13 protein-coding genes are annotated in these 17,781 nt (G+C 44.2%); 11 read left to right on the forward strand and 2 right to left on the reverse strand.

Features of this window, described 5'->3' with window-relative positions:
- Positions 1 to 7: 7 nt before the first annotated feature.
- The 3 genes from ABDW16_RS08750 (at position 8) to ABDW16_RS08760 (ending at position 4,151) form a co-directional block, all read left to right on the forward strand.
- Positions 8 to 457: a DUF4268 domain-containing protein gene (locus ABDW16_RS08750; protein WP_343669100.1), complete on the forward strand. Its 450-nt coding sequence runs from the start codon at positions 8 to 10 to the stop codon at positions 455 to 457.
- Positions 458 to 600: 143 nt separating this feature from the next.
- The gene (locus ABDW16_RS08755) at positions 601 to 3,393 is read left to right on the forward strand and encodes an outer membrane beta-barrel protein (RefSeq protein WP_343669101.1); all 2,793 of its coding nucleotides are present in this window, start codon (positions 601 to 603) and stop codon (positions 3,391 to 3,393) included.
- A complete protein-coding gene (locus ABDW16_RS08760; protein ID WP_343669102.1) occupies positions 3,390 to 4,151 on the forward strand; it encodes a GLPGLI family protein in 762 nt (253 codons plus the stop codon). The genes ABDW16_RS08755 and ABDW16_RS08760 overlap by 4 nt, the downstream gene beginning before the upstream one ends.
- An 88-nt stretch (positions 4,152 to 4,239) precedes the next feature.
- Here ABDW16_RS08760 and def read toward each other — a convergent pair whose 3' ends face one another.
- Positions 4,240 to 4,743, reverse strand: coding sequence for a peptide deformylase (gene def, locus ABDW16_RS08765; RefSeq protein ID WP_343669104.1), 504 nt, complete (start codon positions 4,741 to 4,743; stop codon positions 4,240 to 4,242).
- Between the two features lie 61 nt (positions 4,744 to 4,804).
- Between def and ABDW16_RS08770 the strand changes: the two genes are divergently transcribed.
- The 8 genes from ABDW16_RS08770 to ABDW16_RS08805 all read left to right on the forward strand — a co-directional run bounded on the left by ABDW16_RS08770 (position 4,805) and on the right by ABDW16_RS08805 (position 16,404).
- Positions 4,805 to 5,545, forward strand: coding sequence for a helix-turn-helix domain-containing protein (locus ABDW16_RS08770; RefSeq protein ID WP_343669106.1), 741 nt, complete (start codon positions 4,805 to 4,807; stop codon positions 5,543 to 5,545).
- A 67-nt stretch (positions 5,546 to 5,612) separates the two neighbouring features.
- Positions 5,613 to 6,107: a hypothetical protein gene (locus tag ABDW16_RS08775; RefSeq protein ID WP_343669109.1), complete on the forward strand. Its 495-nt coding sequence runs from the start codon at positions 5,613 to 5,615 to the stop codon at positions 6,105 to 6,107.
- Between the two features lie 177 nt (positions 6,108 to 6,284).
- Entirely contained in the window at positions 6,285 to 7,304 is a 1,020-nt protein-coding gene (locus ABDW16_RS08780) for a sensor histidine kinase (protein WP_343669110.1), read from the forward strand.
- The gene (locus ABDW16_RS08785; RefSeq protein WP_343669111.1) at positions 7,301 to 7,993 is read left to right on the forward strand and encodes a LytTR family DNA-binding domain-containing protein; all 693 of its coding nucleotides are present in this window, start codon (positions 7,301 to 7,303) and stop codon (positions 7,991 to 7,993) included. The genes ABDW16_RS08780 and ABDW16_RS08785 overlap by 4 nt, the downstream gene beginning before the upstream one ends.
- An 89-nt stretch (positions 7,994 to 8,082) precedes the next feature.
- Complete coding sequence (locus ABDW16_RS08790; RefSeq protein WP_343669112.1) at positions 8,083 to 9,861, forward strand: hypothetical protein; 1,779 nt, start codon at positions 8,083 to 8,085, stop codon at positions 9,859 to 9,861.
- Positions 9,862 to 10,395: 534 nt separating this feature from the next.
- Complete coding sequence (locus tag ABDW16_RS08795) at positions 10,396 to 12,312, forward strand: SPFH domain-containing protein (RefSeq protein WP_343669113.1); 1,917 nt, start codon at positions 10,396 to 10,398, stop codon at positions 12,310 to 12,312.
- 156 nt (positions 12,313 to 12,468) lie between these two features.
- Positions 12,469 to 13,929 (forward strand): serine hydrolase, encoded by a 1,461-nt coding sequence (locus tag ABDW16_RS08800; protein WP_343669114.1) that lies wholly within the window; start codon positions 12,469 to 12,471, stop codon positions 13,927 to 13,929.
- A 129-nt stretch (positions 13,930 to 14,058) separates the two neighbouring features.
- Positions 14,059 to 16,404 carry a glycoside hydrolase family 3 N-terminal domain-containing protein gene (locus ABDW16_RS08805; protein WP_343669115.1) on the forward strand — a complete coding sequence of 782 codons (2,346 nt, stop codon included), beginning with the start codon at positions 14,059 to 14,061 and terminating at the stop codon, positions 16,402 to 16,404.
- A 103-nt stretch (positions 16,405 to 16,507) separates the two neighbouring features.
- Here ABDW16_RS08805 and ABDW16_RS08810 read toward each other — a convergent pair whose 3' ends face one another.
- Positions 16,508 to 17,758, reverse strand: coding sequence for a response regulator (locus ABDW16_RS08810; protein WP_343669117.1), 1,251 nt, complete (start codon positions 17,756 to 17,758; stop codon positions 16,508 to 16,510).
- Between the last annotated feature and the right edge of the window lie 23 nt (positions 17,759 to 17,781).

A 17,781-nucleotide genomic window follows, 5' to 3' on the forward strand; every position in this document is an offset into this window, starting at 1 on the left:
TCGCGGCATGTATTCCAAACAGGAAGTTTCCAAACTGAAAGAGAATTTCTGGACCGCCTTCGGTAAGTATATGAAACCCGTGCTATCTGCAGATGGGGAGGCCATTAGCTGGTTGAACTACAAAACAGGTATCCCCGGTGTATTTTTTAAAATGGATGCCGATAGCCGGCACGCCAGCATTGCTATTGTCATTACCCAATCCGATCCACGGTTCTATGAATTGTTTGTAAACAACAAAGCCATCCTGGAAACTACCCTTGGCGAAAACTGGCAGTGGCAGGCTAATGCCAGCGATGAATATGGCAAAACAATGAGTACCATCAGCACCCGGCTGGAAGATGTAAATGTGTTACGTGGCGAAGACTGGCCGGCGATTATCTCATTTTTCAAACCCCGTATCATAGCCCTGGATGAATTTTGGAGCATGGCTAAATATGGATTTGAAGGATTGTTATAACCCTGTACTATTGCACCAGCTTATAATAAATATTTGTTAAAATGAGTTGGACAGAATTACAACTAAAAAATTAGTTTATTTTTGATTTGATAACCTGGAGGGACACGTGTAGACGGATTAACCCATGCATCAAAATTTTACAAATGAAAGCAGGACCTATACTCCTTCTTTTTTGTTTGTGCTCATGTTACCTATATGCCCAGCAGCCTTATGCCGTAAAAGGAAGTTTGACCGATTCAGCTGCCGGAATAAAGATTACTGATGCCACGATCAGCGTACTCAGAGCAAAGGATTCCACCCTTTGCAAGTTCACCTGGAATAATTCCAGTCACAATTTTTCTGTGCCACTCAAAGAAAGCGGCCACTTTATTTTGCTCATATCCTACCCGGGATATGCAGATTACACGGCGGAGTTTAGCCTGGATTCAACTAAACCGGTATACGATTTTCAGGGCATCAACATGCTCCTGAAATCGCGACTATTAACGGAAGTACTGATCCAGGGCAAGAAAGCGGAAATGAAGATCAAAGGCGATACTACCGAGTATGATGCCTCTGCTTTTCATGTAGAGCCCAATGCCAAGGTAGAAGACCTGCTCAGGCAGTTTCCGGGAATGGCCGTTGACAAAGATGGAAAGATCACCGTTCAGGGCAAAACCGTCAATAAGGTGCTCGTGGATGGCGAGGAATTCTTTGGCGACGACCCTACACTTGTAACCAAAAACATCCGTGCCGACATGGTAGACAAAGTACAGGTCTACGATCGATCCAGCGACCAGGCAAACTTTACAGGGATTGATGATGGTAAGAAAGAGAAAACTATCAACATCAAACTCAAGGAAGATAAGAAAAATGGTTACTTCGGCAAGGTGGAGGCTTCCGGCGGTACTGATAAATTCTATACCGGCAAGCTTATGTTCAATGCCTTCAAGGGCAAGGAAAGGTTCTCTGCTTATGGTATACTTGACAACACCGGCCATTTTGGTATGGACTGGGGTGAAAACAGCAAGTATGGGATGAGTAACTACAACTTCAATTTTGGAGACGATGGTAGCATCCGCATTACCGGCGAGAGCAATGATGAACTGGAAAGCTACAATGGTGAATACTATGGCGAAGGTCTGCCTACCGCGAGAAACGGCGGCCTGCACTATGATAATAAATTCAATAATGACAAGACTACCGTCAATGTCAATTATAGAATAGGATCGCTGGCAGTGGATGGGAGTAAGAATGTGATCACACAAAACACGCTGCCCTCTTCCTATATCAACACGACTTCAGATCAAAAATTTCATAATTACCTCTTCCGTCACAAAGGAAATGGTCGCTTTGAATTTAAACTGGATACCACCAGCACCCTGCTGGTAAATGCCGCCGGCGGTTCCCGAAACAGTTCCGTGGATAATGAGTATAATACCACCAGCCTGCGACAGGACAGTACGCTACTCAATACAAACAGCAGGGCGGTGCATTCCAAAACTGATGAAACCACCTTCAACGCTGGTGTTTTATTCAATAAACAACTGAAAAAGCCCGGCAGAAAATTCTCCATGGGCGTCAGCGAAAGCCATACCAGCAGTAATGGTAACGAGTTCCTGAACTCTGCTATTCATTATTATAATGAAAAAGAAGCACTGGATAGTAGTGTAATCAATGACCAAAACAGGGTACAGCATAGCGACAACAATACGCTGACCGCCAATGCTACATTCAATGAGCCCTTGTCTGCCAAAGCACAGCTTGCATTTTCTTACGACTTCGTGCTGACGAATGCCAACAGCAACCTGAAAACGTACAAAAAATCAGGTTCCGATAAGTACGATGTGCTGGACAGCCTGTATAGCAACGATTTCAAGATTGACAATGTCTCTCACCAGGGTGGTGCCATGTTTATTTACAAGACGACCAAATTCAGGCTCAGCGCAGGCACCAAGGTATCTAATGTTTCGTTTGAACAACTGAACCGCTTTGACAACAGCACGTTTAAGCGCAACTTTGTCAACTATAATCCACAGGTCTACTTTACTTATACATTCAGTCAGTCCAAATCTATGACCCTCAGTGCCACCAGGAGAACGCAATTACCCACAGTGACACAATTGCAACCAGTCAGGATCAACACAGACCCGCTGAATGTACGCCTTGGTAATCCAGACCTGAACCCATCTTATAGCGAGGATATCTATTGGAATTACAATTCCTATAAGGCCATTACCCAACAATACACGTATCTGAATGCCAACTTCTCTCTCAAACATAATTCGATCGTATCGAATGTAGCGACAGATTCTGCCGGCGCCAGTACCTATCAATATGCAAATATTAATAAGAATGGATACAATGGAGGTATCTGGGCAATGCGTGATTTCAAGACCAACTGGTGGGGGATGAGCTTTGCAACCATGCTGTCGGCCAATACAAATGTGTCTTACAACATGGTGAACAGTATTCTGAACAAGGCGACTTCTTACAACATTGCACCGGAATTCACCCTTAGAAAGAATGCAGAGAAAAAGGGTTACTTCGAACTGACTGCCAGCCCGAATTATACCATTCAAAAGTCATCGCTGTTACCCAACCTGAATAGTAATGGGGTAGGATTCACTGCCGGTGGCGAGTTCCGGGTGTACCTGCCCTCAAATTTCGAGTTTTATTCCAGGACGAGTTTTACTTATACACCAAAAACTAAGTCGTTTAACACAGACCTGAAGAGAACGATCTGGAATATGGAAGTAAGCCGAAAATTCCTGAAAGAGAAACAACTGAGAGTAGCAGTTGCTGTAAATGACCTGCTGAATCAGAATGCTGGTTTTAACAGGGATGTATCTGGTAGCCAGATTACACAGAATACCTATAGTACGATCAGAAGATATTTTATGTTCACCATCGCCTGGGACTTCAATAAAATGGGTGGTGCAAAACCTAAATCATGAGAATACTTTATATATTGATTGCTGTATGCCTGACAGGCATACAGCAGTTGACAGCCCAACAGCGTTTTCCAACCAGTGGTACGATCACGTTTGAAAAAACGATCAATCTGCATGCGTATATTAATAAGCGCATTAAGGAGAGACCTGATGATGGTATTTCCAAACAATTCCTTGAATCGTATAAGAATTCCAATCCCCAGTTCAAAAGACTCAATTCTAAACTGAGTTTTTCGGGTAATCATACCTTATTTACACCTGAACCTGATCCGGCGGCACAGGATTTTATGTCGAATTCACCGGGAATTTATCAGGCGAATACAATCTATACGGATCTGACCACGGGCTTGTATACCTGCCAGAAACAGGTGTATGGCGATAACCTGTTGATCAATGATACAGCAAGGGCGATTCAATGGAAGATTACCAGCGAGACCAGGGAGATAGCAGGGTATCAGTGTCGGCGGGCGAATGCGATTGTGTTGGATTCTATTTATGTAGTGGCGTTTTATACAGATCAGATACATGTACCGGGTGGGCCGGAATCTTTTACAGGATTGCCGGGAATGATATTGGGTATTGCCCTGCCACATGATAATGTGACCTGGTTTGCTACGAGTGTAGACCTTACGAGTGTACCTGCAGGGAGTATAGTACCGCCTAAGAAAGGAAAAACAGTGACAGCTGCAGGTATGACGGAAAAGATCAAAGCTGCATTTGGAAGTTATGGCGCTGGGTATATATGGTGGCTGGTATTGTAACTGTAAGCATAAAAAAGGAATTTGAAGATTATGCTGCTGGATATATATGGTGACTGGTATTGTAGCGGCAATCATAAAAATCCTTATATTATCTCATAGGATAAGGTGCATGAAATTTGCCTTTGGCTATTTTGCTCAATTTGCTGTGGAGTAGTTTTCTTTGCAATGCACTGATATGATCGAGGTATAGTTTGCCTTCGATATGGTCATATTCATGTTGAATCATTCTCGCCATTTCTCCATCAAAGTTTTCAGTATGTGAATGAAAGTTTTCATCCTGCCAGGTAATGGTGATTTCCTGTGCGCGGGGAACCGGGGCAGAAATACGGGGGATACTTAAACATCCTTCATCATCTGTTTGTGTTGCTATAGAATAATGAGTAATTGCAGCATTGATAAATACCCGTTCCAATACTATAAAAAGGCGGATGGGTTTGCTGACCTGCGGCGCAGCCAGTCCACAGCCATTGGCATTGAGCATGGTGGCGTGCATATTGGTAATGAGTACCTGCAGGTCAGGATAATCTACTGTGATGGGTGTGCATATTTTCCTTAATATTGGATGACCATAAGCAACGATGGGAAGAATCATGTTTTTTGATGCAAAACTGCCCCTTTGCGATAAAATGGTATAGTATATTTTAGACAGATTTATGCCTATTGTATTGTTTGAACATATCATCAATCAGCAATTAAAACGGATCGTGCCGGCGAAAGCCCTGCGTGATTATATTGATTGCTTTTATGTGCTGGATTGGCGGCAGCCTTGTCTGGCATTTAGTGATGGTATTCCTACAATGGCTATTTTGGCGGATGGGGAGGCGAGTGTGCGAATGAATGGGGAGTTACTGAAAGGGGCATGGTTGAGTACGGAAGTATTGGAACAGGTGCAGATAGAACCTGTTAGCCACAGGGGAGAGATCCTGGTGGTAAGATTTAACCCGGTCACTTTTCACCAGTTAAATAATATAGACGCAATTGCGGCAGCTGCATGGGCTGCCGATACCATTGCCGGGAAAATAAAAGCAATTGAAGCGCTGGTATATGAAAAACCGAATCTCAATTACCTGTTTGAACAGGCATTGAGATTATTGGATGAAGAAAAAGGTGCCATGGCAATACAGTCCATATTGGCACAACTGAAGGTAAATTATAAATGGCTGGAAAGAAGTTTTTCAGCACATATGGGATTATCCCCAAAAGCATATGCAAGACTACAGCGGTTTATTCATGCATATGCAGCGCTGGTAAAAGAAGGAGGCCACGATCTGAGTGCGGTGGCGATCCATAATGGGTATTACGATCAGAATCATTTTATTAAAGAGTTCCGGAAGTTTACGGGAATGAGCCCTTTGAAGTATGTAAAAGGCAGGGCTATGATGACTTTATTCTGATTTTAACCCAGGTTAAAATTATCCTTACTGATTCCTTCGAGATTTGTATTACTAAAATAACAACAATATGATCTCTTTATCCGTACTCGGCACCATCCATACGATCATTGCGATCGTCGCTATCATTTTTGCAATTGCAGCCTTTATCCAATCCGGCAAGATCCAACCCGGCACCACTACAGGGAATTACTATTCCATTCTGACTGTATTTGCCTGTTTCACCGCCTTTGGCCTTTCAAAAGCAGGAGGTTTCAATCCCGGTCACGCGCTGGCTATCATGATTTTATTATTCTTGGCAATCGCCTACTGGCTGAACCGCTCCAAACAGGCATGGACCAGATACGTACAGACCTTCCTCATGACCACCACCTTATTATTATCCCTCATCCCGGCTGTGAATGAAACACTCACCAGGATACCACTGGGACACCCACTCGCCACAGACATCACCTCACCGGCTATCACAAAAACACTCATGGGATTGCTCATTCTTTATGTAATTGCCCTGATCATCCAGACTATATTCATCCGTAAAATGCAGACGGCTACCCACAAAGAGTAGCCGCAAATCAGGCTTTAGAATGGCGTTCTTTTACCTTGTCCTCAAAGATGTTTATTCTTCCTTTCTTTAACTAATTTATTCAACCATCACGGTTATATTTTCAATAGTTCATTGAATAAAGTACCCGGATGGTTGAATTGAGAGGAGCGGAAAAGCAGGATTTGGTATTTTTATTCCGTGGAACGCGTCATTTTCAATTTCAGTATTCGGCAATTGCAGTGGCTAGGCTGGGGCCTCATCTGCATTTTCCTGTTCACCTCGCTGCTATCTATGGATGGATGGCAACAGGCGGCTTTTTTTTCGCTGTACTATACCGGCTTTTATGCCATTGTGATCTATACAGACCTGCTGGTACTACAGCCACGCCTTTACAGGCAGGGCAAAAAACTGCTGTACGTGCTCTGTGTGATCTGCCTGATTATCATTACAGGTTGCATCCGATCCTATGGCAGCTGGTACATCTATAACCGTATCATTTACAACAAACCCGAAGAAATTTATAACTCCGACATGATCATTAGCTCTTCTATGGGCATGACCATTGTATATTTCCTGGGTTTCCCCATCAGAATGACTATGGCCTACTTCAAGCTACGCAAGCAAACTGCCGCCCTGCTGCTTGAAAAAAGCCAGGCAGAACTAAACCTTCTGAAATCCAAGGTACAACCACACTTTCTCTTCAATACCCTGAACAATATTTATTACGAAGCTTACCTGGAAGCTCCCCGTACCGCCCTGCTTATAGAAAGGCTGGCAGAAATGATGCGCTACTTTATGGAAGAAAGTCCCCGGGAAAAAGTAATGCTGGAAACAGAGGTTCGTTTTATTGAGAACTATATCGGCCTGGAACGCATCCGGGTGCGCCACGGTATTCAACTCGACTTTCATCAGCAATACGATGGGCAGCTGATGATCCCGCCTATGCTTCTCATCACCTTTGTCGAGAATATTTTTAAACACGGCATTGATAAATGTGCCGATGAAAACAAAATCAGTATCTCCCTGACTACTGACAGTGAGCACCTCCTGTTTGAAGCCGTCAACCACATCCCGGACTATCAAAGCCCCGTCAAAGCTGGTTTGGGATTAAAAAACCTGACGCATAGACTGGATATTCTGTACGGCCATAGAGCCCAGCTGGTATGTGGATCCAAAGATGGTATCTACACTGCCTCTTTAAAAATACCACTTGTATGAAACTCAACATCATCATCACCGACGACGAGCCTAATGCCGTAAACCTGCTGGAGGTACTCATTTGCCAAACGACCGACTGGCAGATTGTGGCCAAATGTTTTAACGGACTGGAAGCCCTGCAGGCGGTAAAACAGCATAAAACAGACCTGATCTTCCTGGATATCAACATGCCCCTGCTGGATGGTATGTCGCTGGCAGCATTGCTGCCTGCCGGTATTAAGATCGTATTTACCACCGCTTACTCCGAATTTGCGGCAGATAGTTACAATTACTCTGCCATTGACTATTTGCTAAAGCCCATCACCCTGAAAAGGTTCCTCGACGCTCAAAAAAAGATCGAAGCCGCCTTTGAAAACGGCAAAAATGTGGTGGATAATGGGTATTTCTTTGCCAAAACCGGCAAAACCATCAAAAAAGTGCCTGTTAACGACATCTTGTATGCCGAAAGTGAGAAAGAATATGTAAAACTGGTACTGGAAAAGGAAAACATTCTCGTTTACCGCCGGCTCAAGGAAATTGAGGAAATGCTGACCCTGCCATTTCTCCGTATACATCATTCTTTTATTATCAACCTGGACCACCTGCAGCAAATCCAGGATAACCACGTTTATATTGGGAATAAGCGCATTCCGGTAAGTGATAAATACAATGAAGCATTTTGGGAGGTCATCAACCGAAAAAAAATATAACCCAAATCAGGCAAAAAGCCTGAGCTACATCAGTACAAGAACTGCTCACGGTCAGGAATCTGCACAGAATATCTGGTGAACTTTACCCAATGAACACTACGACGTTGCACCACTTCCATATCCCTGTTCTTGGCCTGGGGTATACCATCGACACGCCAGCCAAAGTGGCGAGATTCGGGATCTCGTCAGTCATATCGATCACCGACGATGTTGTGATAGAGAGCATGCGGGCACATTATTCTAAACTTTTAGATCATCCTTACGAACCTATCAGCGAGCGCGCAGAAGACCACAGAGCCAGACGAATTACAGGTTACCTTAACCTGATCCACGAAATGGTGGAACGCCAGATGACCACTTTACGCGAATTGCCTTTCTTTGAAGATAACGAACTGAGTAAATATTTCGAGCTACTTCCCGACGATGTTCCCGTAAAACAATTGTACCTGAAAATGCTGGATGGCGAACCTGTAGACCAGGATTACCTGCGTAGCCAGCTGGTAGCAGGTGCCATTGATGTGAACATCATGTGTAAGGTTGATAATTTACGTACAGATGCCAATGGGGATCTGCTGCCGGAGAAGTACTCTGATGCTATTGCCGCATTGAGAGGCTTTGCTGATAGTAAACTGAACAGCTCTGTCGTACTATCCGCAGGCTATAATCCACGCCTGTACAACTATGTAGAGCAATTGACGGACTTTCTCCCCGACGAAAATGGGCAGCTGAAGAAGAAAATCATTCTGAAAGTGAGCGATTATCGCTCTGCACTGATACAGGGTAAACTGTTTGCCAAAAAAGGTATCTGGATCTCTGAGTTTAGAATTGAATCAGGCCTGAATTGCGGCGGACATGCTTTTGCAACCGATGGCCTACTGCTGGGACCAATCCTGGAAGAGTTTAGAACGAAGAGAGCCGAGCTGGCTGCCGAGTTATTTGCCCTGTGCAGTAATGTTAAAAACTATCCGGTACAACCACAACAGTTAATTACCGTACAAGGTGGTATCGGAACCGCGCATGAACAGGAGTTTCTTTTAGAATATTATTCCATGGATGCTACAGGCTGGGGCAGCCCATTCCTGTTAGTGCCGGAAGCGACTAACGTAGATGCTGAAACCCTGCAGTTACTGGCTACTGCCAAACAGGAGGACTATTATGTAAGTGATGCATCTCCACTGGGGGTACCGTTCAACAACCTGCGCAATACTTCTGCCGAAAGACAGCGGGAAACACGCATTGCGAAAAACAGACCGGGTAGCCCCTGCTATAAAAAGTTCCTGGTAACAGATACGACTTTTACCAAATTACCTATCTGTACTGCATCAAGAGAATACCAAAACCTGAAGATCAAAGAACTGGAAGCACAGCACCTGACAGGTGAAGCATACAAAGAAGCGTTCGAAAAAATAGTTGTTAAAGATTGTCTCTGTGAAGGATTGACCAGTTCTGTACTGATCAATAATAACCTGCCATTAAACCACAACCTGTCTGCAGTAACTATATGCCCGGGGCCCAACCTGGCTTATTTTTCAGGTACTTTTTCGTTGGCTGAAATGGTAAATCATATATACGGCAGGGTGAATATTCTGAATAAACTGTACCGTCCGAATATGTTTATCAATGAACTGCATCTTTATATAGATTATTTCAAAAAGAAGCTGGCAACCACCAGTTCATTGACAACACAGCAGGTAAAGTCATTACAGACATTCAAGAAGAACCTGCTGAGTGGTATTGAATACTATAAACAACTGGCGGAGCAGTTTAAGAAGGAAAGCAACGAGTATATTGCACAGATGCGGGCAGAACTGGATAATGCGGTGATGACGTTGAATTTGCCCAACTTTAATCCTTGCCCGGCGGTTTAGTCAAGAGAATTTGCATGCCTATCCACTCCTACCACACGGCATTACGTCCACATGGTAGGAGTGAATTCCTGCTTATAACCAACAAAGCCTACCCGCTGTTTAAAAATATTTTTTTCTCAGTGTGCTCATTAAAATTGACACATTTTTGATGGTACCCTCATGTTTTGCGGCATGTTCCCATCAAAAAACACATATTTTTTATATCCGCCCCACAATTTCAGGCACCTCATTCTTAAAAACCTATTTCCCAATATTTTGCAGTTATATACGATTTGTTAAAACTTTTTTGGAATTCGAAAAATAGTTATAACCTTTGTATGGTAATAAAATTTACAATGTACACGAAGCCCGCAAATTGCAATTTTCGTAATCTGCACTACTTAATCTTCACCATCTTCAATACTTCCCCACCAGTATTTAATTAAAGATTTATTGCTATTACGACACGCGCACGCGTAGTTATTTACAGGTATCGGGACATACCTGACATGAACTCCCATTTCTTATACATTCAAACATAAACCAACAACTTCTATGCAAACAACTGATGTAATCAGGTGGCTGATGCTGCTTGGCATCCCCGTACTATGCCTTGTATTGTACCGTTTCATTCTCCGCGTATTCTTTGGCCTTGTGATCGTACCCGAAGATAAAATAGGTCTTGTCACCAAGAAATTCGTATTGATGGGTAAACAGGAACTCCCGGCAGGCCGCATTCTGGCCACCAACGGAGAAGCTGGTTTTCAGGCCCAGACACTTGCCCCAGGTGTGTACTTCTGGAAATGGTTCTGGCAGTACGACGTTAAGTTCCAGCCTTTCACTGTGATTCCTACAGGTAAGCTTGGACTGGTATTGGCCAAAGACGGTGCTGAACTGCAACCCGGCGCCATCCTGGCACGCCGCGTAGATTGCGATGCTTTCCAGAATGCTGAAGCATTCCTGAAAAATGGTGGTCAGAAAGGCCGTCAAACGGCGATCATGACACCCGGTTCTTACCGTATCAACACCTTCATCTTTGAAGTGGAAATAACTGATATGGTAAATGTACCTGACAATGCAGTGGGCATTGTCACTACTATGGAAGGTAAGGCGATCGAAAACGGCCAGATCGCTGGTAAAATTGTCGAAGGTCACAGAAACTTCCAGGATGCCGATGCCTTCCTTGAACAAGGCGGGTACAAAGGATTGCAGGAACAGGTGATCCTCTCCGGTTCTTACTTTATGAACCCATGGTTTGCCAAGGTAGAAATGCGTACCATGACTGAAATTCCTATCAGCCACGTGGGTGTAGTCATCTCCTATGTTGGTAACGATGGTGAAGACCTGAGTGGTACCGATTTCAAACACGGCAACATCGTAGCTAAGAACTACAAAGGTGTGTGGGCAGAACCATTAGGCCCCGGTAAGTATCCTATCAATACTTACATCATGAAGGTAGAATATGTACCTACTACCAACCTGGTACTGAACTGGGCTTCTGCCCGCAGTGAGGCCCACCAGCTGGATAAGAACCTCTCTACCATCACCGTGCGTAGTAAAGATGGTTTTACTTTCAACCTCGATGTGTCACAGATCATTCACATTCCCGCTACAGAAGCGCCTAAGGTAATTGCCCGCTTTGGTAACATGAGCAACCTGGTTACTCAGGTACTGGAACCTACCATCGGCAACTACTTCCGTAACTCTGCACAGGATGCCGAAGTCATCGACTTCCTGAAGAGCCGTAAGGAAAGGCAGGAATCTGCAAGACAGCACATAGGCCGTGTACTGGAACAATACAACGTATTCGGCGTAGATACACTGATCGGTGATATCGTACCTCCGGAAAGCCTGATGAAAACCCTGACAGACCGTAAGATCGCAGAAGAACAGAAGGTGACTTATGATACGCAGATGCGTGCACAGGAAACCAGGCAGGCACTAGAAAAAGAAACTGCTATTGCAGAGATCCAGAAAGATATCGTAAAAGCAGACCAGGGTGTATTGATTGCAGAAAGAATTGCAGATGCTGCTGTGAAGAAAGCAACGGGCGATGCAAACAGTGTACGCCTGCAGGCCAATGCTGAGGCAGACCGCATGAAACTGCTGGCAAGTGGTGAAGCAGAAAAAGTAAGAGTGCTGGCAAAAGCTGAAGCGGAAAGAACTGAATTAACCGCAAGAGCAGAAGCCGAAAAAATATCCTTAACAGGTAATGCAGAAGCTGAAAAGATACTGGCAATTGGTAAATCAAGCGCTGAATCTTATAAGCTGGCGGTAGAAGCAATGGGTGGTAACAACTTCACTCAATTGAAAGTGATGGAAGCGATCGGTGAACAGCATATTAAGATTATGCCTGACATCCTGATCGGTGGTGGTGGCGATAGCAATAATGGTCCTATTAGCGGACTGCTGGGTCTGAAGCTGCTGGAACAATTAGGTGAGAAGAATAATCAACAAACACCTAAAGAATAAACCGGCTTTGCATCCTGTGTTATCCCTTGTACCAAGGCCATTCCAAGTATTTGGAATGGCTTTTTTGTTTATATCCCACAATCGAATGGTTTAATCACATTTAAAATTCGGTGCGATCCGGCTGACCTAATATTGCCTTATCAAAATTGCACTGACATGAAATCCATTCTTATAACAGCCCTGCTGTGTTCCTGCCTGTCATTGTCCGCACAGGATTTTCAGATGCTCAATGGCAATATTCTGATGGCTCAAAACGGGAAGGTGGCATCCCGTCTTTCTTATGGCTATGCCGACATTCCATCCCATACACCGAATACTATAGAGACACCTTTTAACCTTGCTTCTATCTCAAAGATATTTACAGCTACCGCCATTCTACAGCTGATGGAAAAAGGGAAGTTAAAACTGGATGATTCATTCCAGCAATACTTCCCTGACTTTCCTTATCCTAACGTTACGATCAAACACCTGCTCACACACACTTCCGGCTTGCCTGACCTGGAACTGTTTGAATCACTGATCAAACAATATCCCGATACCATTATATCCAGTCATATAGTGATTGATCAATTGAAAACAGCGAAATGGCCGCTGGCATTCAAGCCGGGTGATCAGTTCCGCTATTGTAATAATGGATTTGTTTTATTAAGTCTGCTGGTGGAACAAATCAGTGATGAACCATTTGAGAAATATCTACAGGATCATATTTTTAATCGTGCGCACATGTATGAAACATTCGTTTATGATCCTACCAAAAACGAACTGCCCACACAGGTAACTAAGCATGCGTATGCAAGTTTTGCGATCGATACATTGTCAAGAACAAGTGATGTAGCAAGATACCGGTATACAGATTATAACAATGACGCCGCTACCGGTGCATCCAATATCATCACCACGGTGAATGATATGTTATTATTTGACAGGGCATTCTTTGGCTACAAACTACTCAAACCGGCTACTGTAGCATTGGCCCTGACACCCGTAAAAGGAAGCACTAACAAGGTAATGGATACCATGCAGGGCGAGGGAGAAAGTGCACATGGCATGGGCTGGGAATTATTTGATCAACCCGGCTATGGCAAAGGCGCCGGGCATGGTGGTTTTAAATTTGGCTTAGCTACTTTTTACTACCACAACCTGGATAAAAACCAAACGATCATTGCCTTTGACAATACCGCTGCTCCTTCCTTTGGCGCTATTGTTACAAATGCACTGCGCATCCTGAACAATAAGGCTCCAAAACCAATTGACAATAAAAAATCACTGGCCCGGATATATGTAACGACCTTAGTAAAAGAAGGTGCCGATGCTGCTGCTACCCAATTGAGCCTGCTCAAAACCGATACCGTACATTACTACCTGAGTGAGTGGGAAATGAACAGGGCAGGCTATGAGCAGCTATACGACTACTATCGCATCGATGCTGCGCTGGAAATATTCAAGCTCAACTGCCTGCTATTTCCGCTTAGTTCCAACACTTACGACAGCTATGGAGAAGCCCTGAACAAAGCAGGTAAAAAAAAAGAAGCGATCGCACTCTATGAACGGTCCATCCTGATCAATCCGAATAATAAAGATGGAATCAAAGCCCTTAATCAGATCAAAGCCCGTTAATAATTTATCACTCTGGGAGAAGATAAAATCACTTTAAAAATTATTTTAAAACTAACCCCTTTACTTGTTATTTTTAGGACTCATTATTCAGCTAAATGAATGATTGTCAATAAAATTTAACAGGTAACGATGAATATCAGACAACGAATTATCATGCTTGGGGTACTGTTGCTGGCCATTGGTCAGGCTGGTGCACAGACCTACAAAAACGCCAAAGCACCCGTGGAGGCAAGGGTAAAAGACCTGCTGCAACGAATGACGCTGGAAGAGAAAGTCGGGCAGCTGAATACACTGCTTGGTTGGCCGATGTACGAAAAGAAAGGAGATGCTGTTGGTATAAGTGAAACGTTCAAAGAGGAGATTTCCAAAAGACATATTGGTAGTTTCTGGGCTACGCTCAGGGCCGATCCATGGACACAGAAAACGCTGGAAACTGGTCTGAGCCCACGCCAGAGCGCTGAAGCAACTAATGCCATGCAAAAGTATATGATAGAAAATACCCGCCTGGGTATTCCACTGATCCTGGCAGAAGAATGTCCGCATGGGCATATGGCGATTGGTACCACCGTTTTCTCTACTTCCATTGGGCAGGCCAGTACCTGGGATCCTGCACTGATACAGGAAATGGCGGCGGCCATTGCTGCTGAAGCCCGCGTACAGGGTGCACATATTGGTTATGGCCCGGTGCTTGACCTGGTACGTGAACCACGATGGTCACGACTGGAAGAAACTTATGGCGAAGATCCATACCTGATTGGTCAGATGGGTATCGCGATGGTAAAAGGTTTCCAGGGTAGCAATATCAACAGTGGTAAAAACATTATTTCTACCCTGAAGCACTTTACAGCGTATGGTTCTCCTGAAGGTGGTCATAATGGTGGTATTGCACTCACTGGTCAGCGCGACCTGTTTATGTCTTACCTGCCTCCGTTCAGGGCCGCGATTAAGGCAGGTGCACTGTCTATCATGGCATCGTATAACTCTATCGATGGTATTCCCTGCAGCGCCAACGCTTTTCTGCTGAAAGATGTGCTGGTGAAAGACTGGGGTTTTAAAGGATATACTGTTTCTGACCTGCATGGTATTCCAAGTATGAATACAAATCATCGTGTAGCGGCGGATATGGAACAGGCGGCAGCGATGAGTATGAATGCAGGACTGGACAATGACCTGGGTGGTGCTGCTTATGGTGAAGCACTGATCAAAGCGGTGAAAGATAAACTGGTGACAATGGCCACCATCGATTCTGCTGTAGCACATGTGCTACGTGTAAAATTCAAAATGGGACTGTTCGAAAATCCATATGTAGATCCGGCAGCTGTAGAGAAAGTAGTGGCTACTCCTGCACATATTGCGCTGTCTAAAAAAGTAGCACTGGAATCTATTGTTTTATTGAAGAATGAAAACAACCTGCTGCCACTGAGTAAGTCAATTAAGAATTTAGCCGTTATCGGGCCGAATGCAGACAATATCTACAACCAGCTGGGGGATTATACTGCGCCGCAGCCGGAAGAGAAAATTGTGACCGTTTTAGAAGGTATTAAAGCGAAGTTAGGTGCTGGTACCAATGTGACTTATGTAAAAGGTTGTGCTATTCGCGATACGGCGAACGATAATATTGCAGCGGCTGTTGCGGCGGCGCAAGGTGCAGATGCGGTGGTATTGGTGTTAGGCGGTTCCAGCGCCCGTGATTTCAAAACTTCTTACCAGGCTACAGGTGCGGCTGAAGTAAAATCAGGCGAAAGTTCTGTGAGCGATATGGAGAGTGGGGAAGGTTATGACAGGGTGAGCCTGGACCTGATGGGGTTACAGAATAAACTATTGAAAAGCCTTGCGGCTACCGGCAAACCGATTGTGCTGGTGCTTATCGAAGGTCGGCCTTTGAATATTACATGGGCGGCGGATAATATTCCTGCTATTGTGAATGCATGGTACCCTGGCCAGGAAGGTGGGCATGCAGTGGCGGATGTACTGTTTGGCGATTACAATCCTGCAGGAAGGTTGCCGGTGTCTATTCCTAAATCAGTAGGCCAGCTGCCGGTGTATTATAACTATAAGAATGCTTCCAGGCATGATTATGTGGAGATGACTTCTAAACCACAGTATAGCTTTGGATATGGTCTGAGTTATACAACTTTTGGTTATGACAATTTGCAGGTAAGTGTGAATGGAAAGAAGGTGGCGGTGAAGTTTACGGTGAAGAATACTGGTAAGGTGGATGGTGATGAGGTGGCGCAGTTGTATGTGAGAGATGATTATAGTTCTGTGGTGACGGCGAATGAGCAATTGAAACGGTTTCAGCGGGTGCATTTGAAAGTTGGGGAGGTTAGGGAGATTAGTTTTGAATTGAATGCGGAGGATTTGCAGTTGCTGAATGTGCAGAATAAATGGGTAGTAGAGCCGGGGATGTTTAGTGTGATGGTAGGGGGGAGTAGTGATGAGGCGAGGTTGAATGGAAGTTTTACTATAAAATAGCATTTGCCTTCGGCAAAAGATGTAAGGGTCTCTTTCTTGAGGCAGAGAGGTCCTCTTTACTGGGACAGTGAGGTCCTCTTTCTCGAGGTAGTTTTGCAAGTGCCTATGGCACTTGCAAAACTACCTCTCTTTGTTTGACGGGTATCCCGATTACAAATGTCGCCCCTTGTTCCAACTCCCCCGAAGCAGTAATGAACCCATTATGCTGCTCCATAATCTTCTTACAAATAGACAACCCAATGCCCGTACCTTCTATCTCATGGTAACTATGCAGCCGCTTGAAAACGATGAAAATATCTTCTGCATACTGGCTCTCAAAACCCATTCCATTATCAGTAATATAGATCTTATACAATTGACTGACCGCATCTTCCGACATTACTTTCTGTGCATAGATATGTATTTCCGGCGCCACATCCTTTTTCCTGAACTTAAGAGCATTGCTGATTAAATTATAAAACAACTGCCGCATCAGGGTAGGAATAACCTGTATAGATGGTAACGGATCTATTATGATCACCGCATTGTTCTGCTGAATTTTTATTTCCAGTTCGGTCAATGCATCTTTGACTATTTCATTCAGATCAGCGTAAATAAAATCACCCCCCTGTATAGAATGGCGGGAAAAGCGGAGTAAATCGCTGACCAGTTGTTGCATACGAATAGTAGCGCTTGTGATTTTCATCACATACTTATTCACCTCGTCAGTACTATTTTTTTTCTGAACGATCATATCACTAAACACCCTGATCTTGCGCAGCGGCTCCTGCAAATCATGCGAAGCGATGTAAGCAAATCTGTCCAGTTCTTCATTCACCGCCTTCAGGTGAATATTATTTTGCAACAATTGTTTATTCAGCTCTGTTACTCTCAGCTCTGAAGCTTCTCTTTCCTCTATTTCCTTTTGCAGTGAGGCATTGGTGTTCAGCAGCTTTTGTTCCTGTGCAATGAGGGATTGTGTTTTCCTGTACAGCTCTACGAACAGGCCCACTTTGATGCGCAGCAACTCCGGGTTAATGGGTTTGTAGATAAAATCGACAGCACCCGCCTTGTAGCCTTTGAAGATGACTTCTTCTTCATGGCTATGGGCAGTGATGAAGATGATAGGAATATCCTTCAGCTTCTCGCGCTGATAAATGAAAGCAGCTGTTTCAAAACCGTTCATATCAGGCATCTGCACATCCATCAGGATCAGGGAGAAATCAAACTCCCTTAGCAGGATCTTCAATGCAGCCCGTCCCGAGTTTGCCTTGACGATGGTGTAGCTTTCCCTTTCCAGTATGGATTCTATCGACAAGAGATTATCCGCCCGGTCATCAACTACTAATATTTTTATGACATCGTGGTGCTGCACCTATTCAAGTTTTTCGGGATGAA

Source organism: Chitinophaga sp., assembly GCF_039596135.1.
Taxonomy (GTDB): domain Bacteria; phylum Bacteroidota; class Bacteroidia; order Chitinophagales; family Chitinophagaceae; genus Chitinophaga.

What these genes read in the sequence shown, in the direction of transcription:
- ABDW16_RS08760 (WP_343669102.1), top strand. Translation starts at nt 3,390, where the DNA reads ATGAGAATACTTTATATATTGATTGCTGTATGCCTGACAGGCATACAG.
- ABDW16_RS08795 (WP_343669113.1), top strand. Translation starts at nt 10,396, where the DNA reads ATGCAAACAACTGATGTAATCAGGTGGCTGATGCTGCTTGGCATCCCC.
- def (WP_343669104.1), bottom strand. Translation starts at nt 4,743, where the DNA reads ATGATTCTTCCCATCGTTGCTTATGGTCATCCAATATTAAGGAAAATA.
- ABDW16_RS08785 (WP_343669111.1), top strand. Translation starts at nt 7,301, where the DNA reads ATGAAACTCAACATCATCATCACCGACGACGAGCCTAATGCCGTAAAC.
- ABDW16_RS08750 (WP_343669100.1), top strand. Translation starts at nt 8, where the DNA reads ATGTATTCCAAACAGGAAGTTTCCAAACTGAAAGAGAATTTCTGGACC.
- ABDW16_RS08800 (WP_343669114.1), top strand. Translation starts at nt 12,469, where the DNA reads ATGAAATCCATTCTTATAACAGCCCTGCTGTGTTCCTGCCTGTCATTG.
- ABDW16_RS08755 (WP_343669101.1), top strand. Translation starts at nt 601, where the DNA reads ATGAAAGCAGGACCTATACTCCTTCTTTTTTGTTTGTGCTCATGTTAC.
- ABDW16_RS08775 (WP_343669109.1), top strand. Translation starts at nt 5,613, where the DNA reads ATGATCTCTTTATCCGTACTCGGCACCATCCATACGATCATTGCGATC.
- ABDW16_RS08790 (WP_343669112.1), top strand. Translation starts at nt 8,083, where the DNA reads ATGAACACTACGACGTTGCACCACTTCCATATCCCTGTTCTTGGCCTG.
- ABDW16_RS08805 (WP_343669115.1), top strand. Translation starts at nt 14,059, where the DNA reads ATGAATATCAGACAACGAATTATCATGCTTGGGGTACTGTTGCTGGCC.
- ABDW16_RS08770 (WP_343669106.1), top strand. Translation starts at nt 4,805, where the DNA reads ATGCCTATTGTATTGTTTGAACATATCATCAATCAGCAATTAAAACGG.